Below are 26,466 nucleotides of genomic sequence, written 5' to 3' on the forward strand. Positions count from 1 at the left end.
TGACCAATTAACCAATTCACCACCACCACGAGAAGGAGACACCATGACCAACAACAACAGCAACAACAGAAGACCGAAGCCGGCCAACAACAACCGCGCACCAAACCGCCCCAGCAACTACGAGTTCTTGCCGTATGCCGGCACTGGAACTGAAGTCGTCGACGATCTGCAGTCTGGCGCGGCGCCAAGCTGGCGCCTTCTGGCCGTGGCTGCCTGGCATGACGCGAAGTTCACTGGCCGCAATCGCGTAATTGCCGATCGCCTGCGCGCCGTGGCTGGCCAGCAGGATATGCAGGTGGCGGCGTGAGTGGCGACCGCGACAAGATGGAGGCGGGTTTATCCCGCCTCGACACCCCATCGCCCTCATCACATGTGCTTGGGACTGAAGGGCGGCGCGGCGACTGGATGCAGACCGTTTCCGGCCGGCAGTTCTGGCCGCTAGATCCTCGCCCGGAAGATGTCTTCATTGAGGATATCGCCCACTCGCTTTCGATGATGTGTCGGTTTAACGGCCACTGCGAGCGGTTCTATTCGGTCGCCGAGCATAGCGTCCTGGTGAGCGAGAACGTGCCGCCGGAGGATGCCCTTTGGGCTCTGCTGCATGATGCTTCCGAAGCATACATCGCGGACATCGTTCGCCCGGCAAAGCGGTTCATCGACGGCTACAAGCAGATGGAGGCCAACATCATGGCCGCCGTCTGTGGCGCTTTCGATCTGCCCTACATCGAGCCGCCAAGCGTCAAGCGCGCCGACAACGCCATCCTCGCAGACGAGGCGGCGCAGATCATGGGGACTAAGCCGAAAGACTGGATTTTGCCGGAGCCGCCGCTTGGCGTGCGGATCATCGGCCTGTCACCGGCTGGCGCGAAGCTCGCGTTTCTAAACCGCTACCGCGCCCTGACCGCAACAGAGGGCAGCGGCCAATGAGCACCCACGATCAACGCTACGATTTCTGCCGCGTCTCCTACTGGACGGATCACTCCGCAGCAAAAGCCGACGAGGATTGGACCGAGTGCAAGGTTACGCCGCTTGGTGCCTATACATACGGCGAGCAGACCTTCGCGAATACCGACCAGGATAATTACCGGATGGCCGCCCTGATCTCCTTCCTTGAGAAGGTCTACGAACTGGGCCGATCCGCTGCAAAACGCGAAATCCGCGAAGTTCTAGGTGTGAAGGAGCCCCGCCCATGACCAGCAACGAACAGCGCGGCTTGGATGCCGCAGTAGCATGGACGTTCACCGACTCGACCGGTTGCGAACATATAACCATGGACGAGCGACAGGCGAAGCAATGGGTAACTGCCGGGGCATCTGTTGTCGCGCTCATCCCGCACACCACACTCAGCCCTCGCAAGGTCTGCGATAATGCGGAGGCCCTGACACGGCCAATCATCGGAATCGAGAACCGCACGGCGCAGGAAGTCTTTGCCATCATGTGCGACCGGATCCGGTTGGCAGACATCCCATCGCCCTCACCACAATTGGTGGTGACCGTGCCTTGCCCCTGCACCCTGATAGAGCAGGATGAGGATTGCCCGGTTGGCTATCCCTCGCTGCTGTGTGGTGTCTGCAAAGGCCAGGGCCACACGACACCCGAACAGGTCACCGCTCTTGCCTGTGAGATGATCAAAATTGCCAGTGATGTCGGTGAGCCAGACGACCCGTTCGCGGCGTGGGAAAGTATCAGCCTGCTCCAGAGCCAGAACAAAAATCCCGCTCCCGCCGATCATGTGGTTGGGACCGAAGAGCGCGGCATTGGTATAGGCATGGCGATTGCCGCCGGCATCATCATGCGTGTGTGGGGACAAGAAGTTTATGCCCATGAAATCCTCACCACGGCCGGGTTCACCACGCTCGATGAGTTGAAGGCTTCCGGCGTCGATCAATTCGACATTGATGCTTTGACGCCGATCTTTGCCGCCTCCGCAACGGAGGGCAGCGGCGATGCTTAGTCCAGCCATGAAAAAAGCCTTGGATCTCTTGAGGCGTCGTGGAGAAGTCGGCGACGTCCTCCCCATGGGTAACCGGACCATGCTGGCACTGGAAAAACGCGGGTTTGCCCGACGCATCAAAAACGTCCGAGCGGAAGTGACTATCCGATGGGTTATCACGGAAGCTGGCCGCGCCGCGCTGTCCCCACCGCCCTCACAGGGGGAGGAGGCATGACCCGCACCCCAGCCAACGATAATGAACCTGCAGTAGGGCTTAGCGGCCTGCCGCTCTTCGCGACCGACCACCAGCTTGCCATCGCAATCGTCGGCAAGTCACGCGCGTCTATGTGGGTTAAGACGGTTATTCCTGCACTTGAGCGTAAAGGCTTCCCCAGGATCGACCCACTCCATGACGGAAGACCAGTGCCACTAGTCAAGAAATTCTATGATGGGTACTTTGGAATAACCGCCGGATTTTCGGCCGCATCACCAGATGGCGAAGAAAGGCTTGGGCAATGGAAGAAGTCACGGCGCCGGGACTAAAGTGGATCAAACGGCGCGCCAGCCGCACACCTATATGGGTGGCCGGCGTAAAAGACTACGAGCCAAAGACGGTGAATCTTTCGCATTTGCGCGATGAGCCAGAGCAGCTTGTCGCCAAATGCGCGCTTCTTCAGGCGGAAATGAATGTGTGGAAAGCCGGCCTTCGTGACCGCGACCGCACGTTTGATGGGTCGCTTAAGTCCATCCTCGATAAATACCAAACAGAGGCAGATAGCCCCTATTTCGCCTTGCGTCCAAAGTCACGGAAGCCATACGACTTCTATCTGGCTCGTCTTATTCATGAGGTCGGTGACAGGCGTATCGACAAGATAACGGGTGTCGATCTAAAGCGATGGCACGATTCCTGGTCCGAAAATGGCAAGCGGCTGGCCGCATCAAAGATGATGCGAGCTGTGATAGACGCTGCGGTAAGTTATGGCGTCATGTGCCGCATAACGCCATGCATCGAGCTCCGAGAGGTACTTAAGGCGGCCAGCCGTAAGTTGCCGAACCCAAAGCGCCGAGAGGTCGTCATCATGGCCGATCAGGTAATTGCGCTGCGCGAGGCGGCCCATGCGGCTGGCCGACCGTCTAGCGCACTTGCTTATGCGCTCGTCTACGAGACGACGCTGCGGCTGTGGGATGTCATCGGCCAGTGGGTCCCACTAGACTCGGCCGGCGTCAGTGATGTGATCAACCATCGAACGGGGAACAAATGGTTTGGGCTTCGATGGGATGACATCGATGAGCATATGGTTCTCCGCTACGTTCCATCCAAGACTTCCATGAAGACTGGTCTTGCCGTGGCGTACCCGTTGCACAAAGCTCAGATGGTCATGGAAGAGCTGGCGCATTGGCCTGCGGAGAAACGCACCGGGCCAGTCATCGTATATGAGATGAATGGTCGTCCGTATCTGTCGGAGGTCTTCTCTAGCATGTGGTCCAAAGACCGGAAGGCCGCTAGTCTACCCGGCAACATCTGGGCTCGCGACCTGCGAGCAAGTGGCATCTCAGAAGCTCGAGCCGCTGGGGTCGCTACAGACGATGCCGCGAAGGTTGCTGGACACGCCTCAACCAAAACGACATCAGCAGTATATGATCGAGCTGCACTTGCAGCTGCGGAGCGTTTCGCCGATGCTCGCACCACAGGACGAAAGCCCATGTCGTAACGCATTAGGTAACGCTACATAACGCGCCTAAGCAATATCAATGACTTAGGCACAAAAATACTTAACCGATTGTTAAGACGATCGGAGCAAAATGCATCAAATGCCAATGCCCCCGACAATGACGAATGGATGACATCATGCGCCTCCAATTTCTCGGAAGATTTATCGGCTTCTGCAAGTTGCTGACCGCTATCATGATCTCGTCGGTGATGATTACCGGACAGGCCGCAGCACAGCAGAACAACGGCCAGTACACAGTGCAGGAAATCGTTGATGCCGGTCATTCCTTCTTCGGCGAGACCAGCGGCGGCCTTGCCAAAGTCGTTGAAAGCGCCTTCCAGAAATACGGCCTGCCGAACGGCTACATCCTCGGCCAGGAGGGCGGCGGCGCCTTCATCGCCGGCCTCACCTACGGCGAAGGCCAGCTCAATACCAAGAATGCCGGCGAGCATCCGCTTTACTGGCAGGGTCCATCTCTCGGCCTCGATTACGGTGGCCAGGGCTCCCGCGTCATGATGCTGGTCTACGATCTGCCGTCCATCGACTCCATCTATGCTCGCTTCGGCGGCGTCAGCGGCTCGGCCTATGTCATTGCCGGCTTCGGCATGACGCTTCTCAAGAACAACAATGTTCTGGTCGTGCCGATCCGCACTGGTGTCGGCGCCCGCCTCGGCATCAATGTCGGCTATCTGAAGGTCACCCCGAACCCGACCTGGAACCCCTTCTGAAAAGCCAAAATCGGCGCTAATATCCTTGGGAATACAGTCTTGCCGGTGCCCGCAGCCTTGTCGCTGCGCGCGCTGCGTGCTTAATCAGGCGGACTGACCCGTATCAACCTTCGAATCGATGGCCGCGCCGTGATCGAATACGCTCTTTTGTTCGGATTGGGCTTCCTGACCGCGGCCTTTCTCGTCTTTCTGGTCTCGCCCGCGGTTCACCGCCGCATCGTCTGGTATACCGAAAACCGCCTCAAGGCGACGATGCCGCTGAGCCCGCAGGAAGTACGGGCACAGAAGGACATGGTGCGCGCGCTCTACGCCGCTGAAAATGCCCGCACCGCACAGGACCTGCACCGCGAACGCGAAAAGTCGCTCTCCCTCCAGCTGCGCCACGACGCACTCGCCGTCGATGCCGGCAGGCTGGCCTCTGAAGTCAATGAGGCGCGCGCACAGATCGGCGAAATGCAGGTAGAGGCTGCCGAGCAGCGCTCCCACCTGCGCAAGGACGAAAACTATATCAGCCAGTTGAAGACGAGCCTGCATATTGCCGAGCAGGCTGGCTCCAACAAGGATAGCGAGCTGGAAACGCTGCGGGCGCGGCTTTCCAAGATCACCGAACAGGCCAACAACCTGAAGATCGACCTTGCTGCGCGTGAGACTGAAGCCGAGAATATGAAGTTCCGCACCAATGCCCTGCGCGACGAACGCGATACGATGCGCCAGGACGTGACCGTGCTGCAGAAGCGCGCCAAGGATGCCGAACAGAAGCTCAGCCAGCAGCAGCACATGGTCATTCGCCTGGAAGACAAGGCCGCCCGTGAGGCCGCCTCTGCCACGGACAAGGAAGCCCTGCTCGGCCGCCGGCAACAGGAAATCGCCAAGCTGAAGGATCAGTTGAAGGCTGCCAATGCCGAACTCCGTAAGGTCGCCAAGGTGCTGCGTGATGCCGGCCTCTCCAAGGACATTGCCGATCTGCCCGCCGAAGCGGCCAGCGAAGCAGAGGCCTCTGAACTCGATCTCGCTGCCATCACAGCGCAGATGAGCGACAATGTGCGCCGGCGCAGCGCAGCACTTGCCGACCACCTTCAGAAGGCAAGAAACAATACCGGCCGTGATGGCGCGCTTCGCGAGGAAATCACCTCGATCGCCGCCAACATGGTAGCGCTCACTGCGCTCAAGGAAGGCCCGTCCTCTCCGATCCTGTCCCTGCTGCCCGATGGCGGGGAGAAGAAGGGCGCAAACGACCGCGTGAACCTCGCCGACCGCGCAGCCGCGATCATCGCCGATCCGCAGCGCTGAACTTCATCAGATCCGCGCCATCGCCGAAGATATCGCAAAGAGCGCAATACCGGTCGCCGTCGCCACGTTGAGACTGTCCAGTCCTTCAGACTGCGGAATGCACGCACTGCGGAAACGGGAAAGCACCGCTTCCGGCAGTCCCTCGCCCTCAGTGCCGACGACGAGCGCCATGCGACCGGAAGCCGGTATCTGCCGGATATCCGTCTCGCCGCGTGGCGAAAGCGTCCAGATTGCAAAGCCGCGCTCGGCAAGGCTCGAAAGAAGAGCGAGCGCATCGCCGCCGCGATGATAGGGCATGCTCAGGACCGAGCCGACCGAAACGCGCAGTGCCTTGCGGTAGAGCGGGTCGCAGCAGGTCTCATCAAGGAGGATCGCATCCGCCCTGAAGGCAGCGGCATTGCGGAACATCGACCCGGCATTATCGTGATTGGAAATGCCGCAGCCGACAAGGACTAGCGCCTGCTCGGGTAGCGCATCGAGAAGCATGGTTTCCGTCGCCTGCTCGCGGCGACCGAGCGCAAGCACGCCGCGATGCATGTTGAAGCCGACGATACCGTCAAGAACATCAGCGTCGGCCACATAGACGGATACGTCTTCCGGAAAGGTGTCGAGGATCTCCGCCACGCCGTCGAGCCGATTGCGGAGCAGCAAGATCTTTTCGGCTGAAAATCCTCTACCCGTCGCATGCGCATCGGCGAGCATGCGCAGCACGACGGTACCCTCGGCGATGAAGCGGTTCTGCCGGCCCGTCAGGTCGCGCTCGCGGATATCGCGAAACTCCGCGATCCGCAGATCGTCCGGGGTTTCGATCGTGAGGGGCTGTCCGGCCATGCCGGCCTCAATTGCCTGACAGCGTGATGTCAGCCACGATGCGGCCCGCTTTGATATCGAAGACAAGGGCCCTGCGCTTGCCGTCCACCGCCGTGCCGTAAAACAGGATCTGTCCGCCCGAAAGCGATGTCTGCTCGATCTTGAAGCCGAGCGGCAGCGAGGCTGTCGAATTCATCGGCGCGTCGGAGGGAACACCGGAAGAGCCTGCGGACGCTGTGGTCTGCGAGGGCTCCGTACGCGTCACCTTGTAGACAACAGCGCCGAAGACCGCCATAAGGCTCACGAACATGATGGCGCCCGAGACGATCTGCAGGCGAACCATCTTGCGCCGGACACTTTCCATAGCCGGATCAAGGGGCTTTTCTTCCTGCTCATCGTCGGCTGGCTCGAATTTCGTCATCTATGGCGTCCCGTTCTAAAAATACGTCGGAGAAGAAGCGTCTTGAGCGACCCCTTTAAACAAGCAGATGACAATAGAAAAGTCCTGACCGCCGATGAGACAGCCGAAGGCCGCCTCGACGCCTGGCTGACCGCGCAGGTCGGTGAGGAATTTTCCCGCAGCCGCATCAAGGCGCTGATCAAGGACGGGCAGGTCTTTTTGAAGGGCGCGCCGATTACCGATCCCCAAAAGAAGGTGCGAGCCGGAGACAGCTACGAGATCATCCTGCCCGAGCCCGAAGACCCGGCCCCGAAGGGCGAGGATATTCCGCTCGATATCCTCTACGAGGATGAAGATGTCATCGTCATTTCCAAGCCGGCTGGCCTCGTCGTCCATCCCGGCCCCGGCAACTGGACCGGTACGCTCGTCAACGCGCTGATCTACCATTGCGGCGATACCCTCTCCGGCATTGGCGGCGTGCGCCGCCCCGGCATCGTTCACCGCCTCGACAAGGATACGACCGGCGTCATGGTCGTCGCCAAGAACGATATGGCGCATCGCCATCTCTCGCTGCAGTTCGCCGATCACGGCCGCACCATGCCGCTGGAACGTGCCTATCGGGCGATCGTCTGGGGCCGTCCGCGCTCGCTCTCAGGAACGATCGACGCGCCGCTCGGCCGCGCCACCGGCGACCGCACCCGCCGCGCCGTCAAGCGCCCCGAAAACGAGAGTGCCGACGAGGCGATCACCCACTACGAAGTGCTCGAGCGCTTCCATGAAAGCCCGGATGCGAGCGCGCTTGCCTCGCTCGTCGAATGCCACCTCGAAACCGGCCGCACGCACCAGATCCGCGTCCACATGGCCCATATCGGCCATCCCTTGCTGGGCGACGCCGTCTACGGCGCCGGCTTCAAGACCAAGGCCAATCTCCTGCCCGACGACGCCCGCAAGGTCGTCAAGGCTTTCGATCGCCAGGCGCTGCATGCCTACATGCTGCAATTCGAGCATCCGCGCACCGGCGAAGTGATGCATTTCGAGGTGCCGCTACCAGGTGATATGGTGGAGCTCGCTGACGCCCTGCGCGGATGAGAAATGGCCGCTACTATTTCTTGGAGCCAGCACCCAGGACCCGATGCGTCGCATTGTCGAGAGCGTGGCTGGTGTCGCGCCCGTCCTGCGCCAGTCCCCTGGCGGTGTTTCCGCAGGATGAAAGAGCGGTCGAAAGCGAAAGCAGCAGGATGGCAGCAAGGGCTGGTCTGATCATCTGGTTCCCCTCATAAAAGTGGCTGGCAAGAGTGCCACCACCACTGGAAAAATGCGGCAGCTGTCGGTAAAATCAATGCCTCTGATTGGCTCTGGCAACGGCCGGATAACGCCCTCGTGAACGCCGAGGGGACCTTGAATCGCTGTTTCGCCATACTTATCTGTAAATGGACTTATTGCGGGCTTGGAGAGAGCCGCATGTCCCGGTTTGCCTTTAACGCGAGGGCGCGTTCCATCGGGAACCGGAATCCATATAAGGAGGGTGCATCATGGCCCGAAATAACTTGCCGTCCATTACCGCCGGCGAAGCCGGTCTCAATCGTTACCTGGACGAAATCCGTAAATTCCCGATGCTGGAGCCGCAGGAAGAGTACATGCTCGCCAAGCGTTACTCCGAGCACGGCGATCGTGACGCCGCACACAGGCTTGTCACCAGCCACCTTCGCCTCGTCGCGAAGATCGCCATGGGTTATCGCGGCTACGGCCTGCCGATCGGCGAAGTCGTATCCGAAGGTAACGTCGGCCTCATGCAGGCCGTCAAGAAGTTCGATCCGGAACGTGGTTTCCGCCTCGCCACATACGCCATGTGGTGGATCAAGGCCTCGATCCAGGAATATATCCTGCGTTCGTGGTCTCTGGTGAAGATGGGCACGACCGCCAATCAGAAGCGCCTGTTCTTCAACCTGCGTCGCCTGAAGGGCCGTATCCAGGCCATTGATGACGGCGACCTGAAGCCGGAGCATGTGACCGAAATCGCTACCAAGCTGAACGTCTCTGAGGAAGAGGTCGTTTCGATGAACCGCCGCCTTTCCGGCGACGCATCGCTGAACGCCCCCATCAAGGCCTCCGAAGGCGACAGCGGCCAGTGGCAGGACTGGCTCGTGGACGACCACGACAGCCAGGAAGACGTGCTGATCGAGCAGGATGAACTCGATACCCGTCGCCGTATGCTGTCGAAGGCCATGAGCGTGCTGAACGACCGCGAACGCCGCATCTTCGAGGCTCGCCGCCTTGCTGAAGATCCGGTAACGCTGGAAGATCTTTCGGCCGAGTTCGACATCAGCCGCGAGCGTGTCCGCCAGATCGAAGTCCGCGCCTTTGAAAAGGTGCAGGATGCGGTCCGCAAGGAAGCGCTGGAGCGTGCCAAGGCCGTGCGTGTGGTCGAAGCCACCGCATAAGCTGGTCGTCATCTGAAATCAAAAAAGGCGGGTCCCTGCGGCCCGCCTTTTATTTTGCGTGATTTCCGAGGCTCCGCGACGCCGGCCTTACTGGCTGGTCGAGAGATCTCCGAGCGCTGTCCATTCCTTGATAGCCGTGTTGAAGGCATTCCCGCCTGTGGCGCCCTTCTGCATGGTCAGCAGCGCACGGCGGCCGTTGCGATAGGTGACCGGAATGTCGATCCAGTCGCGCGTGGCAAGCAGGTCCAGATTGGCCTTGCGCGCATCCGGATAGTCGTTGAGCGCGATCATGTGAAAATCGTCGGTAATTTTGGCCGGCACCGCAATCAGCGGATCGCCGCGATCCTGCTCCGTACGTTTCATCGAGATGCGCTGGACGCTATCGATGCTGCCGCCTTCGAAATTCGGCGGAACGGAGAAGACGATCTCGACCAGATGGCTTGCCGGCAGCGACGGGTCGGAATTGCGCTTGAAGGTTACAAGCGCCGAAAGATTGCGCTCCGGAACGGTGACATTGCCCTGCACGGTGGCTTCCTGGCGGCCGTCCTGTCCGGCTTCATGCTGAACGGTCCAGACGACCGACCCCTCGATTGCCGTCGGCGAGCTTTCGCCGATCCGCTCCTCATAGAGGAACATCTTTTCGGTGGCGCCGATAGGTGTGTTCTGCGCCGCAGGTGCTGCGGCAGGGCCGTTCGGCGTCAGGTTTTCAGCAGGCGCAGCATCGGACTGGACACTCGGCGTGCTGGTATCGGCTGCAGCAACGTTCTGCGCGGCAACCGACTTGCCTTCCGCCGTCGGCGTTCCCGGCACTGCTGCAGGGCCGCTATCGACTTCGGTGCCATCGGCGAGCAGCCGCTGGGTAAACTTGGTATTGGCAGCCGAACCGTCCAGCGAGGCAACTTCCTGGTTGGGTCGCGCCGGCGGCGTAGTAGCACTCTGATCTGCCGGCTGGGCCGTGGCCGGCGTACTGTTTTGCTGCACCGGAGGCGTTGTGGCTGGCGTCACCGTCTCGTCGCGCGCAGCCTGTGACGGCGCTGAGCTGACGAGACCATCGACCATTTCCATCACCGCTTCGCGGTTCATCCAGCCCGCGTAGGCGGCGCCACCGAGAATGCCGAGCGTAACGAGAATCGCCAGAATGGTGCCGATGCCGAAGCGCCGGCGCTTCGGTTCCATGCGGAAACTCTTGCCCTGCATCTTCGAGGCAACGATCTGGTCCAGATCCATCGGCGGATTGCTGTCGTCGTCATCGGTCGCAGCGTTGCGGCGGTCATAACCACGCAGTGTCCGCGCCTCACGCCAGCCTTCGCTTGGCGCTGCGGCCGGTGCGGGAGCTGCAGAGCCGGAACCGTTGCCAGCATGCACTTCCGCAAAGATATCGACGTCGTCGAAATGCGCGGAAGCTGGTGTCTTCTTGTCCGTGCCAGCCTCGATCGGCGGCAGATCGTCGAAAGCGGCAGCTTCCCAGGAGAAATTTTCCTTGGCAGCCGGCATGACGGCCGGCGAAGCGCTGTTTCTGAGCGTTGAAACCTCATTGAGAGCGCGTGCCGAAGCATCGGCGGGAACGGCGGGCGTTGCCTCAGCATAGGAATGGAGTTCTTCGCGCGCCCATTCGGTCTCAGCTTCCTGCGCTACTGGAGCCGGTGTTTCGGCAGCCGGCTCGGACCACATGCGATCGAAATGCGCTGCCGCATCCATTGCAATCGGTTCTTCGCGCGTGTGCTCGATGAAGTCGCTGGTTTGCGGCTGCGATTGGGGTTCGAAATCGGCCATCGGCTCGACGAGCCGGTTGGACGCACGGTCAAGGCCGCGTGGAGCCGGCTGATGAGCCTCTTCGCGCTGAAGCTCTTCTTCCACCTCATGGGCGGTTTCGGCTACCGACTCTGCAGCGACCTCTTCCGGCCGCGGTTCTTCCGGATAATATTCCTTTACCGGCTCATGAGGGCTCTCGGGCTCAGCATGAACCTCTGCCTGCTCCGGCGCGCGCCATTCGTCTGCAGGCGCTTCTTCCTCATGAGGCGGATGCCATTCGGCGTGCTCGGACACCACCTCTTCGGCGGGAGCCGCCGCCTGAACGACCTCCTCTGGCTCGGCAGGCTGCTCGTAGGCGGGATGTTCTACGTCCTCCTGCTGCTCATGGCTTTCGGAAACGGGTTCCTCAGCAGCAGGGGCCGTCTCCGCGACAGGCTCATGTTCGAGCGCGGGCTCCTCATGGACCTCAGGCTCCGGCGCGGCTGCGACCGGTTCCTCGACAGGCACGGCTTCCGAGTGTTCGCCCTCGACTTCGCGGATTGCGGCCTCGAGCTTTTCGAGCTGGCGTTGCAGCATGGCTTCCGGCGGACGCGGCTTCATGTTCTCGAGCTGCCGCTGCACTGCGCCGCGCGCACGCTCGTAGACCTTCACCCGCATCTCGGGCGTATTTTCAGACAGGCCGTCGACTGCCCGCCGAATAACTGCAATAAAATCCGCCATCAGTACTTTCTCAAGAAGTCCGGCACACTCCCGAACGGTCGCCTTAAGTGACCCGCGACATTAATCCTCAAACGGATCGGTCACAAGTATGGTGTCGTCACGCTCAGGGCTTGTCGAGAGAAGCGCGACAGGCGCGCCGATCAGCTCTTCGACCTGGCGAACATATTTGATCGCCTGCGCCGGCAGATCCGCCCAGCTGCGGGCGCCAACCGTCGATTCCTTCCAGCCTTCCAGCGTGACGTAAATCGGCTCGACCCGAGCTTGTGCCGCCTGGCTTGCCGGAAGATGGTCGATCTGTTCGCCATCGAGATTGTAGCCGACGCAGATCTTCAGTTCGTCGAGACCATCGAGCACATCGAGCTTTGTCAGCGCAATGCCGCTGATGCCGTTCGTGGCGACCGACTGGCGCACCAGTGCAGCGTCAAACCAGCCGCAACGGCGCTTGCGCCCCGTCACCGTGCCGAATTCATGGCCCTTCTCGCCGAGGAACTGACCGATCTCGTCCGTCAATTCGGTCGGGAACGGACCTTCGCCGACGCGCGTCGTATAGGCCTTGGTGATGCCGAGGATATAGCCGAGCGAACCCGGACCCATGCCCGAACCGGCAGCGGCCTGGCCGGCCACCGTGTTGGACGAGGTCACGAAGGGATAGGTGCCGTGATCGATGTCGAGGAGGCTGCCCTGCGCACCTTCGAAGAGGATGCGGGCGCCCTTGCGGCGCTGCTTGTCAAGGAACAGCCAGACCGTATCGCGGAAAGGCAGCACACGGTCGGCGATCGAGGTCAGCTCGTCCATGATCGTCTGGTGGCTGACTTCGGCAACGCCGAGGCCGCGGCGAAGCGCGTTATGGTGGGTCAGGATGCGATCGACCTTGCCCGGCAAGGCTTCGAGGTCCGCGAGGTCCATGACGCGGATGGCACGACGGCCGACCTTGTCTTCATAGGCCGGGCCGATGCCGCGCCGCGTCGTCCCGATCTTGGTGCCGCTGTTGGAGGCTGCGTCTTCGCGGTAGGCATCGAGCTCGCGGTGCAGGGAAAGGATGAGGGTCGCGTTGTCGGCGATGCGCAGGTTCTCAGGCGTCACCTTCACGCCCTGCGCTTCCAGCCGGCCGATCTCGGCGATCAACGCATGCGGATCAACGACGACACCGTTACCGATGACGGCCATCTTGCCGGGGCGTACGACGCCGGAAGGCAGCAGCGAGAGCTTGTAGCTCGTACCGTCGATGACGAGCGTATGGCCGGCATTGTGTCCGCCCTGATAGCGCACAACGATGTCAGCACGTTCCGAAAGCCAATCGACAATCTTGCCCTTGCCTTCGTCGCCCCACTGCGAACCGACCACGACCACGTTCGTCATCAAACTCTTCCTGTTACCGGCGGAGAACCGCACACCTGCTCAAACCCGCGCATCTATAAAGCTTTGTTTTTGGGAAAGCGACCCTGTTGTCACAGCAGATTCGGCTTTTTACGTGACAAATCAGCCGCCGGCAGGCTAAGCCCCGTCATAAAAAGCCTGCCAGAGACGACAAAGACGGGAAGATCCCCTTGCAAGCTACAGCCTATATCTGCCTCGTCATTGCAACTCTCTGCTGGGGCGGCAATGCCGTGGCAGGCAAGCTGGCGCTCGGCCATGTCAGCCCGATGATGCTGACCTTCCTTCGCTGGTTCCTGGCTGTCGTGCTGATCGCCGCCGTCTCGCTGCCACAGTTGAAGAAGGACTGGCCGGTGGTGCGCAAGAACCTGCCCCTCCTCTTCTTCTATGGTGTGGTCGGCTACACGACCTTCAATGCCATGCTCTATTCGGCCGTTCAGTACACGACGGCAATCAATGTCGCGATCGAGCAGGCCGGCATTCCCATGCTGATCTTCCTGTTGAATTTCGTCTTTTTCCGCACCGGTGTTTCGCTGGCCCAGGTCGTCGGCTTCGGCATGACGCTTGTGGGCGTCGCACTGACGGCTGCCCATGGCGATCTTGCAACCCTGCTGCAGCTCAGCCTGAACCGCGGCGATGGATTGATGCTGATCGCTGTCGCCGCCTATGCCGTTTATACGATCTTCCTGCGCTGGAAGCCCATCGTCGACTGGCGCACGCTGATGGCGATTCCCGCGCTCGGCGCGGCGCTGACTGCCCTGCCACTGCTTCTATGGGAAGCCTCCCGCGGTGCGGCCCAATGGCCTGATGACAAAGGCTGGGCGATTGCCTTCTATACGGCAATCTTCGCCTCGCTGCTGGCGCAGATACTCTATATCAGAGGCGTCGAGGAAATCGGCGCCAATCGCGCCGGCCTGTTCATCAATCTCGTCCCGGTTTTCGGCACGCTGCTTTCTGTCGCCTTGCTCGGCGAAACGCTGCAGCTTTTCCACATGATTGCGCTGGTGCTGACGCTCGGCGGCATCGCTATCGCCGAAAAGGGCCGCCCGAAAACGGCTGCACCCACCGTGCCGGCTTCGCCGGTCGACTAACCAAGCTCCAGCGTCGTCACGCCATAGACGTTCTTCAGCGGGATTTCCGGCGCCGGACCGCGATACATGCGCGCGGTTTCCATGACTGGCTCGAGCCCTACGCTTTCTGCAAGTGCAATAGCCTCGGCATTGGCCGAGGGGATATCGATATAGATCGACGCGCCATGCGCCTGAGGAATGAGGCCGGCCAGAAGAGCGGCGGCGCTATCTGCGTCGCCAGCAAAAAGCGGGCCGATCTTGTAGCCCTCATAACAGCGGCGGATCGTACCGTAACCGCGGATCTTGCCGCTCTTGCGCACGACGACCGAGCTGCGCCCCTTGCGGCCCGTGCACCAGGCGGCAAGGAAGGCCGCACGGGGCTGCGGAAAAATACCGCTGTCATAGCGAAGCAGGCCTTCGAGCCTCGCATCCGGGACCGGCTGCGCGACGAGTGACGACTGCGGCACCGATGTCGGCACGCCGCCATAGCGGATCGTGTTATAGGCGACCTCGAAACCGGCCTTGCGGTAGGCTGCCTGCTGAGCCGCAACCCCATCGAGGCCGATCGTCCGGTCTCCCGCCGAAGCGATGCCGGCGTTCCAGATCGCCTTGCCGAAGCCCCGGCCACGGAAATCGGGATGCACGATGTAAAGACCGAGAAAGGCAAAATTGTCGCCATATTTGACGACCGAGATAGAACCGACCGGCACCTCACCGATGGCGCCGACGAAAAATCCGGAAGGATCAGCTTCGTGGAATGCGATCGCGTCGTCGAGGCCGGGATTCCAGCCCTCCTGACGTGCCCATTCCAGCGCAAGCTCCAGTTCGCCGGGCCGCATGGAACGAACGGCAAATTCCGAATTCATGCAACCTTCCCAGATTGAAACCCGCAAGTCCATTCCGCCATGCGCCAAGCAATCGTCAAGTCGATTGTCCCTGCGCTCAGACCGGTCATGATGAACTCGCGTTCACGGCTTGAACGATGTGTGTCGTCGTTTTGAAATGCAATGCAAAAGAACTTCGATCTCGCCTTACCATGAAACAATGTAATTGCAATCTCAAGAAAATTACTGCGCCCGCCGGATCCTTCCGGCGGGCGCAAATCGAAAGACGACATATGAAGTATTTAAGCCTTAGCGCAGAAACGGACCCAGCGCTTCGGCAGTACCGATGGTCTGGGCAGCCTGGCTGAGAACACTGTCGAAAACGAAGCCGACAACGATGGTCAGCTGCTGCGAATAGGCCTTCAGCTGATAGCCCTCGCCTTCGACCTGTGCCGGAGCGCTCAGGGCAAAGGGAATGTTCGGGCGAACGAAGCCAATGCTCGTTGTCAGCGGCTCCTCGGGCAGATGGCCGATGGCCGACGTGTATATGAGATCGCGGCCGAAACCGCCCGGGCCAAAGGCGAAAGCCGGCTGGCTTGCAGCCGATACCGTCATTGCGAGCGTCGCGGCGAGAAGAAGTCTGCTCATCTTAAAGTCCCCTTTTCCAGTCGGCCGGCGATTTCCGCCTGGCCGCAGCGCCGGTCGCATCTGTCCATGCCCGGCCGCTTTCATGAGGGGCACTCTACATGCCAGTATTTGCAGGCTTTTTAAGCCGATCCGTACAATTTTATTGAAACGCGATTTTTTAGACTGTCGCTGTTCAAGCAGAAAACAATCTTTACCATACGCCTTGACGGTATCTTCGCATCCTTACTTTTAAGGTGCCTCAAAACGAAACAGGGGCAAAAACGATGCACGAAGTTCCAGTCAAATCCCGTATTATCCAGAACGTCTATTTCAGTCAGGAAGACGGGCGCCTGCGCATCTGCTTCCGCAACGGCGAAGAACGCCTGTTCGAAGGCGTACCGGCTGACGACGTCAGCACCATGGTGATGGCGCCCTCCCCGGGCCAGTATTATATCGACCGCATCAGAAAGCGTTACCGTCGCATCGCAGCTTAAAGCACTTCGATACTTTTACCGGCGCGGCTTTAAATCGATTACGCCGCGCCAGGTGAGATCGATTGCCACATCGGTCCGAGCCTTATAAATGATGACTTCCATTGTCCGAGGTCTCGCGAACTGACGATGCCATCGTCCGATCAGAACATGAAACTGGCGCCGCAGCCGCGAAAGGGCCGCGCCGTCATGTGGCTGCTGATTGTTCTGTCCGTTTCAATTGTTGGCGCAACGGTGCTGCTGTCGAATGACATGCGGCACCTGAAGTCGCTGGCCCACTACTTCGGCATAGAGCTTTTTCCGCCCGCGGCACCTCCGCCTCCCCCGCCGCCCAAGGTCTTCCGCCGCACCGAACCTGTCAGCATCAAGATCGCACCGCGCATGTTCGACCCGCCGCAGCCGGCGCTCGCGAGCGTTTTCCTCCGCACCTGGCGGATTTCCGGCCCGGTCATGTGCGAAGCGCTGCGCTCAGCCGGCGTGGAAACCAGCGAATGGGCGGAAACGGCGTTCAATTCCGATACGTTCGAATGCTCCTACGAACATGTCTACAAGAAGGAGAAAGAGCACGTCGTCAGCTCGCTCTTCCTCGTCGTGCGCGGCAATGGCAGAGGCACGATTACGAGCATGCGCGTGAAGCTCCTCGGTCCCGCGACCGACAGCAACGGACAGCTTGATCCCAGCATATCGCGCATCTTTGAAACCATGCTGACTCAGCCGGCGTGGCTGGATTTCCATGATGCACTGACGGCAATCCGCAATCTCAGGGATGTGAAGGAGGAAGGCTTCGGTGCCCTCATCAATTTCACCCCGGAATATTCTCGGCCGGGCGCCTTCAATTTCACACTCCTGCTTCAGGAGGCCTCCGCCCAACAGCGCCGCACGAAGGATTACTTCTCCCCGAAGACCTGGCTACCCGCGCCCGACCCCTCCTGGCAGGTGCCGGAACTCATCTTCTGGCGACGCGCCTGATCACTTCGCGCTGGCAACGAGCTACACCTCGGGCATTTCGTTGAGCAACCCGGCGAGGTCCTGACCGTCCCGCCGGCAACTCACCATGAACAGCTTCGGCGCTAACTCCTTGCTGCTGCATTCGATGAAGCTGCGGCGCAAGGCAGTCCGCAGCAGGCCCGCTGCATTCTGGCCGCAGGCAAGGCGCCGACCCTGCGCATCGGCGCAAAGCGCCCGCGGGGCGATCCGCGCGACACCGGCAATGACGAAGGTGTTGCCATCAAGGGAAAAGGTCGCATTGTCGATGACCTTCAGGGCCGGGCCGGCAGAAAACTTGAAGGGATAGCGATCAGGCGCGCGTTCATAGGGCTGATGGCTCAGATCGATATGAACCGGCACGAGGGTCCAGATCGCTCCACTTTCTGCATCCATCCGTGGCGTCGCATCCACCGGAGAGGCGATCAGATAGGAGGCGAAAGCCATCGTGCCCACAACGGCCACGAGCGCGCAACAGATGCGGCCGAAAAGAATGATCAGCTCTGCAATCACCCGCAAGGACATCCCCATTTCAAGGCTGGACGAAACGCTTTTGAACGCTCGCTGAGGGAGCATTGTTCCGCTGCAGGTTGCGCTTAATTGTCATAACGCTTTCGGGCTAATTTAGAGCGTCAAACTTCAGACGCATTTAACTCAAAATAGGTAGGGCTCCACTCTTTGGATCCTTGACTTGAATCGACCAGAGATTAGCTTGACGCTGTCTTGAACCGCTCGTCGGATCCAGCAGCCACCTCTCTCGCGCGAAACACATCGGGGAGTACCGCATGGAAACTAGACTGCAGTCCAAACTCATTGAAGCGATCGATTACAAGCGCGAGACTCGACACCTCACGCTCTATCTGACCAACGGTCAACGCCGCCATTATGAAGATGTCCCTGAAGGCATCGTCGTCGGACTGACCGCAGCAGCTTCTCCTGGCGACTTCTACATGAGCCAGATCCGGGGCCGCTTCCGCACTACCTGAAAAATACGGCACGCACCCAAGGCGTGCCGTGTCAGTGCACTGAGAGTTAGCTTAAAGTGCTCGCCGACTGGATCGTTCGAACCGAAATCGGCTTCCCATTCCATTCATCGACTAAACTTCATCCGCAAATCTCAACCGGCCACACTTCGCGATTTGCCGCCGTGGCCGTTTGATGCAAGAAGGCGCCCCGTATCGGCGGCGTTGGAGGGATAGCCGAGCGCAAAACCCTGCAGGCTGTCGCAGCCGAGCCATGACAGCGTCACGGCATGGGCTTCGGTCTCCACCCCTTCCGCAATCACTTCCACATCGAGAGCCTTGGCAATCTCGACAATCGATCCGACCACGCGCCTCTGCTCAGCCGATTCCACCACATCGGTGACGAGTTGGCGGTCGATCTTCAGCCGCTTCGGTTTCAGTCGCACGAGGCCGATGAGCGAGGCATGGCCGGAACCGAAGTCATCGATCTCGATATCGATGCCCATTTGCTTGATGAGGTCGATATTGGCGAGGAATTTCTCATCGCAATCGTCGAGGAAGATCGTCTCCACCAGCTCGAAGACGATGGCACCCGGCGGAATGGCCAGCCGGCGCAGCTTGTCCAGCAGAGCAGGATCGGCAAGACGCCCGGGCGAGATGTTCACGGCGATCCGCGGCACATGGTAGCCCAAGGCCTGCCAGGCGGCCCGATCTTCAAGCGCGCGCTGCAGAACTGCGGCATCGATCTCCGCCGAAAGCCCGTATTCATCCGCAATGCGCAGGAAGACGCCTGGCGCAAGCACGCCCTTTTCCGGATGGTTCCAGCGTGCCAGCGCTTCCAGCCCGGTGATCTCGCGGGTGTGCGCATCGAGCTGCACCTGATAGTAGGGAATGATCTCACCCTGCTCCAGGGCCTGGGCGAGATCTTCGGCCAGGCGACGCTTGCCGCGCAAGTCGTCCTGAAGCTGTCGGCTGAAGAATTCGATGCGATTACGGCCGAGCTTTTTTGCCTGGTAGAGCGCCAGATCGGATTCGGCGAGCAGGTTGCGCGCCCTTTTGTCGCCGCTCCAGGATACGCCGATCGACGCACCGGATTGCAGCATCTCCTGCCCGAAGCGGATTTTCTTCAGCAATCGCCGCTGCACATCCTCAACGATTGCCTTCAGCGCATCGAGGCCGGCGAAATTGATCAGTACGATAACGAAATCGTCGCCGCCGACACGGGCAGCCATGCCATCTGAGGGAATGGCAGCGGCAATTCTGAGTGATGCCGTGCGCAGCACGGCATCACCGGCGGCGTGGCCATGGCTGTCATTGATCTGTTTGAACTGGTCGAGATCGAGATGCAGAACGGCAAGCGTCGACACGCTCTTATCCGCCAGCAACGCCGCGAGCCGCCTGTCGAACAGGCGCCGGTTCGGCATGCCGGTCAGGTAATCATGATTGGCGACATGCTCGATCCGCGCATTGCTTTCTTCAAGCGCCAGCGCCCGGGCCTCGGCCATAATCTTCTGCTTGCCGAGCTCGGCATTGAGCAGCACATCGGATGTAACATCCCATTCGGCACCGATGAAGGAGGGGGTGCCCTCCTCATCAACATAGAAATGCGCACGTGACCGCAGATAGCGGATCTCGCCGCTTGGCAGGATGATGCGAAACTGAGAATTATAGGCGCCGCGGGCGGCAACCGCTTTTTCGAAATCCCGCTCGGCCTGCCCCCTGTCGTCAGGATGTATGGCCTCGGACCAGACAGAGGTCGGCACCTCTCGATTTGTCTGACCGGTGCCGTAGAGGCGATGCATCTGCGCGTCCCAGAGAATAGCATCCTTGTTGATGCTGTGTTCCCACACACCAATTTGCGAAGCATCAAGCGCCAGCTCCAGTCGCCGAAGAAGATCCTGGAACTCTCGCTCTGATCGCGTTGGTTTATTCTCGGGCAATTTCGTTTCAGCCTTCGAAGCCTGCAAAAACTCATAATATAGTCGCAAGCCCTCATTAATGAAGCCTTTTCGTAAGTACCGAACTAGTTACTAGGTGAACTCTTCGTTACGACTGCCTTCTTTTCAATCAGTATTGCTTTAATCAGTGATTGTGTCGCGGTGGGTTCCTGGCAATCCGCCGGAACTCTGCTGCCCCCTCGATGACCGCACCATCTGACAGCTGCGTCACCGTTTTCCGGTAGATGCGCTGCCATGGCGTCGCATCGGCCGGCACCGGCGGGATTCCGTCGCCCTTGCGTCGCTCGATTTCAGCCTCGTCAACCAGCATATCGCAACGCCCCTGATTGAAATCGATGCGAATGATGTCGCCGGTCCTGAGCCACGCAAGCCCGCCGCCTGCAGCACTTTCCGGGGAGGCATTGAGGATCGACGGACTGTCCGAAGTGCCGGACTGGCGCCCGTCACCGATCGTCGGCAAGCTCTTGATACCGCGCTTCAGGATATGATCCGGCGGCTGCATGTTGACCACTTCCGCAGAGCCCGGCCAGCCGAGCGGGCCGGCACCGCGGATGGCGAGGATCGTGTTCTCGTCGATGCCGAGCTCCGGATCGTTGATGCGCTTGTGGTAATCCTCCGAACCGTCGAAGACGACAGCCTTACCCTCGAAGACGCCTTCCCGGCCCGGCTCCTGCAGGTAACGCTTGCGGAAATCCTCGGATACGACGCTCATCTTCATGATGGCGAAATCGAAGAGGTTGCCCTTGAGTACGAGGAAGCCCGCACGCTCTTTCAGAGGCTCGCTGTAGGATTTGATGACGTCGCGGTCACGTGACTCTCGCCCGCTCAGGTTCTCCGCCATGGTCTTGCCGGTGACGGTGCGACAGTCACCATCGAGCTTGCCGGCCTGCAGCAATTCCCACATGACAGCAGGGGTGCCGCCGGCGCGATGGAACTTCTCGCCGAGATAGGCACCCGCCGGCTGCACATTCGCCAGCAGCGGAATATCGAAACCATGCACCTGCCAATCCTCGGGATACAACTCGACCCCAGCATGCTTCGCCATGGCGGCAAGATGCGGCTGGGCGTTCGTCGAGCCACCAATCGCGGAATTGGTCTTGATGGCATTGAGGAAGGCCTCGCGCGTCAGGACATCCGACGGCTTCAGGTCTTCGAGCACGATCTCGACTGCGCGACGGCCGGTGCGATAGGCCATCTGGCCGCGCTCACGATAGGCAGCCGGAATATTACCGCAGCCTGTCAGCGACAGGCCTAGCGCCTCGGCCAGCGCGTTCATGGTCGAGGCCGTGCCCATCGTGTTGCAATGGCCGACGGAGGGTGCCGAATCGAGTGCCGTCTGCAGGAATTCCTCTTCGTCGATCTCGCCAGCCGCGAGCTTCCGGCGCGACTGCCAGATCGCCATGCCCGAGCCGGCGAGTTTTCCTTCATGCCAGCCGTCGAGCATTGGCCCGCCGGAGAGAACAATCGCCGGAATATCGACCGTCGAAGCCGCCATGATCGCCGAAGGCGTGGTCTTGTCGCAGCCGGTCGTCAGCACAACACCGTCGAGCGGATAGCCGTAGAGAATTTCGACAAGGCCGAGATAGGCGAGATTGCGGTCGAGTGCTGCCGTCGGGCGCTTGCAGTTCTCGAAGATCGGATGCGTCGGAAATTCGATCGGGATGCCGCCCGCATCGCGGATGCCGTCCCGCACGCGCATTGCCAATTCGATATGGACGCGGTTGCAGGGGGTCAAATCGCTGCCGCTCTGGGCGATGCCGATGATCGGCTTGCCGGACCGCAGCTCCTCCGGCGTTACCCCGTAATTCATGAAGCGCTCCAGATAGAGCGCCGTCATGTCGATATGATCGGGATTGTCGAACCAGTCCTGCGAACGCAGGCGGCGCTTGGCGGTCTTGCTGTCGGTCATTTCTTTCCTCCCGGTCGGGCATTCCTGTCTTCGAGATGGAGCAGCAAGGCGCTGTGATCCGTCTCGCCGTTGCCCCTGGCAACAAATTCTGTGAATTCGGCATGAACCGCTTCCGTCAGCGGCAAGGTCAGGGAAAGGGCTTTCGCGGTCGCCATGACGGCGTCGAGATCCTTCAACTGGTTAGCCGAAGAACCACCCGGCGCGAACTGCCGGTCGATCATGCGCTTGCCGTGGATCTCCAGAATGCGGCTGTCCGCAAAGCCACCACGCACCGCATCCCGGAAAGCGGCCGGCGAACCACCGCCGGCCTCGATCAGCATCATCGCCTCCGCGACGGCGCCGATCGTCACTGCCACGATCTGCTGATTTGCGAGCTTCGCAAGCTGCCCTGCCCCATCGGGGCCGACGTGAGTGACGCGCCCCATCGGCGCAAAAACATCCGAGAGTTCAGCAATGACGGACGCATCCCCACCCGCCATGATGGCAAGCGCCCCTGCCGAAGCCCCGACCACGCCGCCGGAAACCGGCGCATCGATATGGCGGATGGCGTGCTTGGCAAGCTTCTCTGAGTGTTCCCGCGCGAAAGGTGGAGCGATCGAGCTCATGTCGATGGCAACAGCACCCGGCTTCATGGCCTCCGCCGTGCCCATGTCGAACAGCACCTGACTGACGGCCTGAGCATTGGTCAGCATGCAGATAACGATATCGGCCCCTGAGGCGGCTTCGGTGGGTGCGGAGGCGATAGTGGCACCATTGCCGGAAAGGGTCTCAGCCTTGGTTCGATCACGGTTCCAGACGGTGACGGAAAAGCCTGCGCCAAGCAGGCGCCGCGCCATCGGCGCGCTCATAAGGCCGGTGCCAAGGAAAGCGATCTTGCGCTTCCCGCTGTCTTTTGATGCGTGCGTCACCCAGCCCTCCCGAACTGTTGTCTGCCTTTGATAATCTCCTTACCTCAGCATGCAACAGTTTTGATGGACGTAACGCATTTTTGTCTCATACCCACAGCATCGGCCCGAAAATCGGAATCGATTTTTGGAAGCACTATGAGTAGATTCAAAGAGTTAAAGCGTCCTTTGGGCATCCGGATGGACGTACAAAGGACGCTTTAAAACGAAACGGGCGAGGACCAAGGCCCCCGCCCGATTTACCCGACAAAGGAGAGGTTATTCCGCAGCGACCTTCATATGGTCGTCCTCGTCCTGCGGATGATTGTCGTTGTGCTGAACGAGCGGGCGGTTGCCCGTCATCCGGCGCAGAAGCACGTAGAATACCGGCGTCATGAAGATGCCGAAGAAGGTCACGCCGATCATGCCCGAGAAGACCGCGACACCCATGGCCGCGCGCATTTCGGAACCGGCACCGGTCGAGGTGACGAGCGGCACGACACCCATGATAAAGGCCATGGAGGTCATCAGGATCGGGCGCAGACGCAGGCGGCTGGCCTCGATCGCGGCTTCACGTGGCGTCCTGCCTTCGAACTCGAGTTCGCGGGCAAATTCCACGATCAGGATCGCGTTCTTGGCCGATAGACCGACAAGGACGACGAGGCCGATCTGCGTGAAGATGTTGTTGTCTCCACCGGTGAGCCAGACACCGGTCAAGGCGGCGAGAACACCCATCGGCACGATCATGATGATCGCAAGCGGGAGTGTCAGGCTCTCATACTGGGCAGCAAGCACCAGGAAGACGAGCAGCAAGGCCAGCGGGAAGACGACGACGCTGGAGTTACCGGCGAGGATCTGCTGGTAGGTCAGGTCCGTCCACTCGAAGTCGATGCCAGCGGGAAGTGTCTCATGCAGGATCTTCTCGATTGCCGCCTGAGCCTGCCCGGAGGAGAAGCCCGGTGCCGGACCGCCGTTGATATCGGCAGCAAGGAAGCCGTTATACCGGTTCGCACGCTCCGGACCAGTGCTTGCGTCCACCTTCAGGAGGGCTGCAAGCGGGATCATCTGGCCCGATGCCGAGCGAACCTTCAACTGGCCGATATCTTCCGGCTGGGCGCGGAACTTGGCATCAGCCTGCACACGGACGCTGTAAGTGCGGCCGAAGGCGTTGAAGTCGTTCACATAGAGCGAGCCAAGATAGATCTGCAGCGTCTGGAAGACGTCGGTGACGGAAACTCCGAGCTGCTCGGCCTTGGCGCGGTCGAGATCGGCATAGAGCTGCGGCACGTTGATCTGGAAGCTGGAGAACAGGCCGGCCAGTTCAGGCGTCTGATAGGCCTTCGCAAGCACGGCCTTCGTGGCTTCGTCGAGCGCCTGGTTGCCCAAGCCCGCGCGATCCTCGATCTGCAGTTTGAAACCACCCGTCGTGCCGAGGCCGTTGACCGGCGGCGGCGGGAACATGGCGATGAAGGCGTCCTGGATGGCGCCGAACTTCTGGTTCAGGGCCATGGCAATTGCCCCACCCGAAAGATCAGGCGTCTTGCGCTCCTCGAAATCCTTCAGCGTCACGAAGACGATGCCAGCGTTCGAAGAGTTGGTGAAGCCGTTGATCGACAGGCCCGGGAAGGCGATCGCGTTGGCAACGCCCGGCTGCGCCAGAGCGATGTCGGTCATACGCTTGATGACGTCTTCCGTGCGGTCGAGGCTTGCAGCATCCGGCAACTGGGCAAAACCGATCAGATACTGCTTGTCCTGCGACGGCACGAAGCCGCCCGGCACCGTATTGAAGATGCTGTATGTCGCTCCGACCAGCACAAGATAGATCACCATGACGATGCTCTTGCGCGATACCAGACCGCCGACGCCCTTGCCGTAGGCGTTCGAACCGGCGCCGAAAGCGCGGTTGAAGCCGCGGAAGAACCAGCCGAAGATCGCGTCCATGAACCGCGTCAGCCAGTCCTTCGGCGCATGGTGCCCCTTCAGGAGAAGGGCGGCAAGCGCCGGAGACAGCGTCAGCGAATTGAAGGCCGAAATGACAGTCGAGATCGCGATCGTCAGCGCGAACTGGCGATAGAACTGACCCGACAGACCGGAGATGAAGGCGAGCGGCACGAAGACCGCGACAAGCACCAGCGCGATCGCGATGATCGGGCCGGAGACTTCCTTCATGGCCTTGTAAGTCGCCTGACGCGGACTGAGCCCAGCCTCGATGTTGCGTTCGACGTTTTCAACGACGACGATCGCGTCATCCACAACGATACCGATCGCCAGCACCAGGCCGAAAAGGCTGAGTGCATTGATCGAGAAGCCGAACATGTACATGACCGCGAATGTACCGATGATGGATACCGGAACGGCAATCAGCGGGATGATCGAGGCACGCCATGTTTGCAGGAACAGGATGACGACGAGAACGACGAGCGCGATGGCTTCGAGCAGCGTGTCGATGACCTTCTCGATCGAGGCGCGAACGAACTTCGTCGTATCATAGACGATCTCGTACTTCACGCCTGAAGGCATGGCCAACTGCAGCTCGTCCATCGTCGCGCGGACATTGTCGGCGATCTCGATTGCGTTCGAACCCGGCGCCTGGAGAACGGCAACGGCGACAGCCGGCTTGCCGTCGAGCAGCGAACGCAGCGTGTAGTCGGCGGCACCCAGTTCGATCCGGGCAACATCGCGCAGACGGGTGATCTCGCCATTGGCGCCCGTCTTGACGATGATGCTGCCGAACTCCTCGGGCGTGCGCAGACGACCCTGGGCGTTCACGTTGAGCTGAAGATCGACACCCTTCTGGCTCGGCGAAGCGCCGATGATGCCGGCAGCGGCCTGGACGTTCTGCGAGCTGATCGCATTGCTGATGTCGCTTGCGGCAAGATTATGCTCGGCTGCCTTCTGCGGATCGATCCATACACGCATGGAATAGTCGCCGGCACCGAAGACCTGCACCTGGCCGACACCGGCGATACGGGCTAGCCGGTCCTTGACGTTCAGCGTCGCATAGTTGCGCAGATATGTGATGTCATGGCTGTTCCCGTCAGAGACAAGGTTGACGACCATGATGAAGTCGGGCGAGCTCTTGACCGTGGTTATGCCGAGCGCGCGAACTTCCGCCGGCAGGCGCGGTTCGGCCTGCGACACGCGGTTCTGCACGAGCTGCTGTGCCTTGTCCGCATCAGTGCCGAGCTTGAAGGTGACGGTGACGTTCAAGGCGCCGTCAGACGTTGCCTGGCTGGACATGTAGAGCATGCCCTCGACGCCGTTGATCTGTTCTTCGAGCGGTGTGGCCACCGTTTCGGCGATGACCGACGGGTTTGCGCCGGGATAGGTGGCATGCACGACGATCGACGGCGGCACGACCTCCGGATATTCGGAGATCGGCAGCGCCCGGAGGCCGATGAGGCCGGCGACCACGATGAGGACCGAAAGAACACCGGCAAAGACCGGGCGGTCGATAAAGAATCTGGATATGTTCATTTTAACGCCCTCTCCGGGGTGAACATGGATGCAAAGTCCCTCGCCGGCGGCTCGAAGGCGCACCGGCAGGTCATGTTGTCTAGGGTAACGGCCGCCTCCCCGAGGGAAGGAAGCTCAGAT

General features: G+C 60.5%; 25 protein-coding genes and 1 pseudogene. 14 read left to right on the forward strand and 12 right to left on the reverse strand.

Going from position 1 to position 26,466, the window contains the following annotated elements; all coding sequences use genetic code 11:
- Nucleotides 1-43: 43 nt before the first annotated feature.
- From AB8B33_RS17420 to AB8B33_RS17455, 8 genes are all read left to right on the forward strand, one after another.
- On the forward strand, nucleotides 44-307 hold the full coding sequence (locus AB8B33_RS17420; protein WP_439016322.1) for a hypothetical protein: 264 nt from the start codon (nucleotides 44-46) through the stop codon (nucleotides 305-307).
- Complete coding sequence (locus tag AB8B33_RS17425; RefSeq protein WP_439016323.1) at nucleotides 304-927, forward strand: phosphohydrolase; 624 nt, start codon at nucleotides 304-306, stop codon at nucleotides 925-927. The genes AB8B33_RS17420 and AB8B33_RS17425 overlap by 4 nt, the downstream gene beginning before the upstream one ends.
- Nucleotides 924-1,193 carry a hypothetical protein gene (locus AB8B33_RS17430; RefSeq protein ID WP_439014636.1) on the forward strand — a complete coding sequence of 90 codons (270 nt, stop codon included), beginning with the start codon at nucleotides 924-926 and terminating at the stop codon, nucleotides 1,191-1,193. The genes AB8B33_RS17425 and AB8B33_RS17430 overlap by 4 nt, the downstream gene beginning before the upstream one ends.
- Complete coding sequence (locus AB8B33_RS17435) at nucleotides 1,190-1,954, forward strand: hypothetical protein (RefSeq protein WP_439014637.1); 765 nt, start codon at nucleotides 1,190-1,192, stop codon at nucleotides 1,952-1,954. Before AB8B33_RS17430 ends, AB8B33_RS17435 begins: the two co-directional genes overlap by 4 nt.
- Before the next feature lie 210 nt (nucleotides 1,955-2,164).
- Nucleotides 2,165-2,476, forward strand: a complete 312-nt coding sequence (locus AB8B33_RS17440; RefSeq protein ID WP_439016324.1) for a hypothetical protein — start codon at nucleotides 2,165-2,167, stop codon at nucleotides 2,474-2,476.
- A complete protein-coding gene (locus AB8B33_RS17445; RefSeq protein ID WP_439016325.1) occupies nucleotides 2,449-3,645 on the forward strand; it encodes an integrase in 1,197 nt (398 codons plus the stop codon). Before AB8B33_RS17440 ends, AB8B33_RS17445 begins: the two co-directional genes overlap by 28 nt.
- Before the next feature lie 137 nt (nucleotides 3,646-3,782).
- Complete coding sequence (locus tag AB8B33_RS17450) at nucleotides 3,783-4,373, forward strand: DUF1134 domain-containing protein (protein WP_007815180.1); 591 nt, start codon at nucleotides 3,783-3,785, stop codon at nucleotides 4,371-4,373.
- Between the two features lie 129 nt (nucleotides 4,374-4,502).
- The gene (locus AB8B33_RS17455) at nucleotides 4,503-5,663 is read left to right on the forward strand and encodes a hypothetical protein (RefSeq protein ID WP_439016326.1); all 1,161 of its coding nucleotides are present in this window, start codon (nucleotides 4,503-4,505) and stop codon (nucleotides 5,661-5,663) included.
- A 6-nt stretch (nucleotides 5,664-5,669) separates the two neighbouring features.
- Here the strand turns inward: AB8B33_RS17455 and AB8B33_RS17460 are convergent, their stop codons facing one another.
- Together AB8B33_RS17460 and AB8B33_RS17465 are read right to left on the reverse strand one after the other, a co-directional pair.
- On the reverse strand, nucleotides 5,670-6,494 hold the full coding sequence (locus AB8B33_RS17460) for a TrmH family RNA methyltransferase (protein ID WP_439016327.1): 825 nt from the start codon (nucleotides 6,492-6,494) through the stop codon (nucleotides 5,670-5,672).
- Between the two features lie 7 nt (nucleotides 6,495-6,501).
- Nucleotides 6,502-6,894: a hypothetical protein gene (locus AB8B33_RS17465; protein WP_113321622.1), complete on the reverse strand. Its 393-nt coding sequence runs from the start codon at nucleotides 6,892-6,894 to the stop codon at nucleotides 6,502-6,504.
- A 42-nt stretch (nucleotides 6,895-6,936) separates the two neighbouring features.
- On the opposite strand from AB8B33_RS17465, the gene AB8B33_RS17470 reads away from it, so the two are divergent.
- Entirely contained in the window at nucleotides 6,937-7,962 is a 1,026-nt protein-coding gene (locus tag AB8B33_RS17470) for an RluA family pseudouridine synthase (RefSeq protein ID WP_439016328.1), read from the forward strand.
- 13 nt (nucleotides 7,963-7,975) lie between these two features.
- On the opposite strand, the gene AB8B33_RS17475 is transcribed toward AB8B33_RS17470, so the two are convergent.
- A complete protein-coding gene (locus AB8B33_RS17475; RefSeq protein WP_113321620.1) occupies nucleotides 7,976-8,137 on the reverse strand; it encodes an entericidin in 162 nt (53 codons plus the stop codon).
- Nucleotides 8,138-8,405: 268 nt separating this feature from the next.
- On the opposite strand from AB8B33_RS17475, the gene rpoH reads away from it, so the two are divergent.
- Entirely contained in the window at nucleotides 8,406-9,314 is a 909-nt protein-coding gene (gene rpoH, locus AB8B33_RS17480) for an RNA polymerase sigma factor RpoH (RefSeq protein ID WP_037104500.1), read from the forward strand.
- A gap of 87 nt (nucleotides 9,315-9,401) precedes the next feature.
- On the opposite strand, the gene AB8B33_RS17485 is transcribed toward rpoH, so the two are convergent.
- The gene (locus tag AB8B33_RS17485) at nucleotides 9,402-11,786 is read right to left on the reverse strand and encodes a hypothetical protein (protein WP_439016329.1); all 2,385 of its coding nucleotides are present in this window, start codon (nucleotides 11,784-11,786) and stop codon (nucleotides 9,402-9,404) included.
- A gap of 60 nt (nucleotides 11,787-11,846) precedes the next feature.
- Nucleotides 11,847-13,145 (reverse strand): adenylosuccinate synthase, encoded by a 1,299-nt coding sequence (locus AB8B33_RS17490; protein ID WP_113325387.1) that lies wholly within the window; start codon nucleotides 13,143-13,145, stop codon nucleotides 11,847-11,849.
- A 188-nt stretch (nucleotides 13,146-13,333) separates the two neighbouring features.
- On the opposite strand from AB8B33_RS17490, the gene AB8B33_RS17495 reads away from it, so the two are divergent.
- Nucleotides 13,334-14,251, forward strand: coding sequence for a DMT family transporter (locus tag AB8B33_RS17495; RefSeq protein ID WP_439016330.1), 918 nt, complete (start codon nucleotides 13,334-13,336; stop codon nucleotides 14,249-14,251).
- Here AB8B33_RS17495 and AB8B33_RS17500 read toward each other — a convergent pair.
- Both AB8B33_RS17500 and AB8B33_RS17505 read right to left on the reverse strand, forming a co-directional pair.
- Nucleotides 14,248-15,096 (reverse strand): GNAT family N-acetyltransferase, encoded by an 849-nt coding sequence (locus tag AB8B33_RS17500; RefSeq protein WP_113325389.1) that lies wholly within the window; start codon nucleotides 15,094-15,096, stop codon nucleotides 14,248-14,250. The genes AB8B33_RS17495 and AB8B33_RS17500 overlap by 4 nt on opposite strands.
- A gap of 267 nt (nucleotides 15,097-15,363) precedes the next feature.
- Nucleotides 15,364-15,702, reverse strand: a complete 339-nt coding sequence (locus AB8B33_RS17505) for a hypothetical protein (RefSeq protein ID WP_113325390.1) — start codon at nucleotides 15,700-15,702, stop codon at nucleotides 15,364-15,366.
- A gap of 263 nt (nucleotides 15,703-15,965) precedes the next feature.
- On the opposite strand from AB8B33_RS17505, the gene AB8B33_RS17510 reads away from it, so the two are divergent.
- Nucleotides 15,966-16,175 (forward strand): KTSC domain-containing protein, encoded by a 210-nt coding sequence (locus AB8B33_RS17510; protein WP_113325391.1) that lies wholly within the window; start codon nucleotides 15,966-15,968, stop codon nucleotides 16,173-16,175.
- A 126-nt stretch (nucleotides 16,176-16,301) separates the two neighbouring features.
- Complete coding sequence (locus tag AB8B33_RS17515; protein WP_439016331.1) at nucleotides 16,302-17,141, forward strand: DUF6030 family protein; 840 nt, start codon at nucleotides 16,302-16,304, stop codon at nucleotides 17,139-17,141.
- Nucleotides 17,142-17,162: 21 nt separating this feature from the next.
- Here the strand turns inward: AB8B33_RS17515 and AB8B33_RS17520 are convergent, their stop codons facing one another.
- Complete coding sequence (locus AB8B33_RS17520) at nucleotides 17,163-17,675, reverse strand: hypothetical protein (RefSeq protein WP_439016332.1); 513 nt, start codon at nucleotides 17,673-17,675, stop codon at nucleotides 17,163-17,165.
- A gap of 266 nt (nucleotides 17,676-17,941) precedes the next feature.
- On the opposite strand from AB8B33_RS17520, the gene AB8B33_RS17525 reads away from it, so the two are divergent.
- Complete coding sequence (locus AB8B33_RS17525; RefSeq protein ID WP_051942244.1) at nucleotides 17,942-18,142, forward strand: KTSC domain-containing protein; 201 nt, start codon at nucleotides 17,942-17,944, stop codon at nucleotides 18,140-18,142.
- 131 nt (nucleotides 18,143-18,273) lie between these two features.
- On the opposite strand, the gene AB8B33_RS17530 is transcribed toward AB8B33_RS17525, so the two are convergent.
- The 4 genes and pseudogenes from AB8B33_RS17530 to AB8B33_RS17545 all read right to left on the reverse strand — a co-directional run bounded on the left by AB8B33_RS17530 (nucleotide 18,274) and on the right by AB8B33_RS17545 (nucleotide 26,346).
- Nucleotides 18,274-20,085 carry a putative bifunctional diguanylate cyclase/phosphodiesterase gene (locus AB8B33_RS17530; protein WP_439017269.1) on the reverse strand — a complete coding sequence of 604 codons (1,812 nt, stop codon included), beginning with the start codon at nucleotides 20,083-20,085 and terminating at the stop codon, nucleotides 18,274-18,276.
- Nucleotides 20,086-20,200: 115 nt separating this feature from the next.
- Nucleotides 20,201-21,985, reverse strand: a complete 1,785-nt coding sequence (locus AB8B33_RS17535; protein ID WP_439016333.1) for an IlvD/Edd family dehydratase — start codon at nucleotides 21,983-21,985, stop codon at nucleotides 20,201-20,203.
- Nucleotides 21,982-22,899 (reverse strand): annotated as a pseudogene (locus AB8B33_RS17540) (NAD(P)-dependent oxidoreductase); the annotation flags it as partial. The pseudogene AB8B33_RS17540 and the gene AB8B33_RS17535, both read right to left, overlap by 4 nt.
- Before the next feature lie 249 nt (nucleotides 22,900-23,148).
- Nucleotides 23,149-26,346 carry an efflux RND transporter permease subunit gene (locus AB8B33_RS17545; protein WP_439016334.1) on the reverse strand — a complete coding sequence of 1,066 codons (3,198 nt, stop codon included), beginning with the start codon at nucleotides 26,344-26,346 and terminating at the stop codon, nucleotides 23,149-23,151.
- Nucleotides 26,347-26,466: the final 120 nt, after the last annotated feature.

The organism is Rhizobium sp. 768_B6_N1_8 (assembly GCF_051811225.1).
Lineage (GTDB): Bacteria > Pseudomonadota > Alphaproteobacteria > Rhizobiales > Rhizobiaceae > Rhizobium.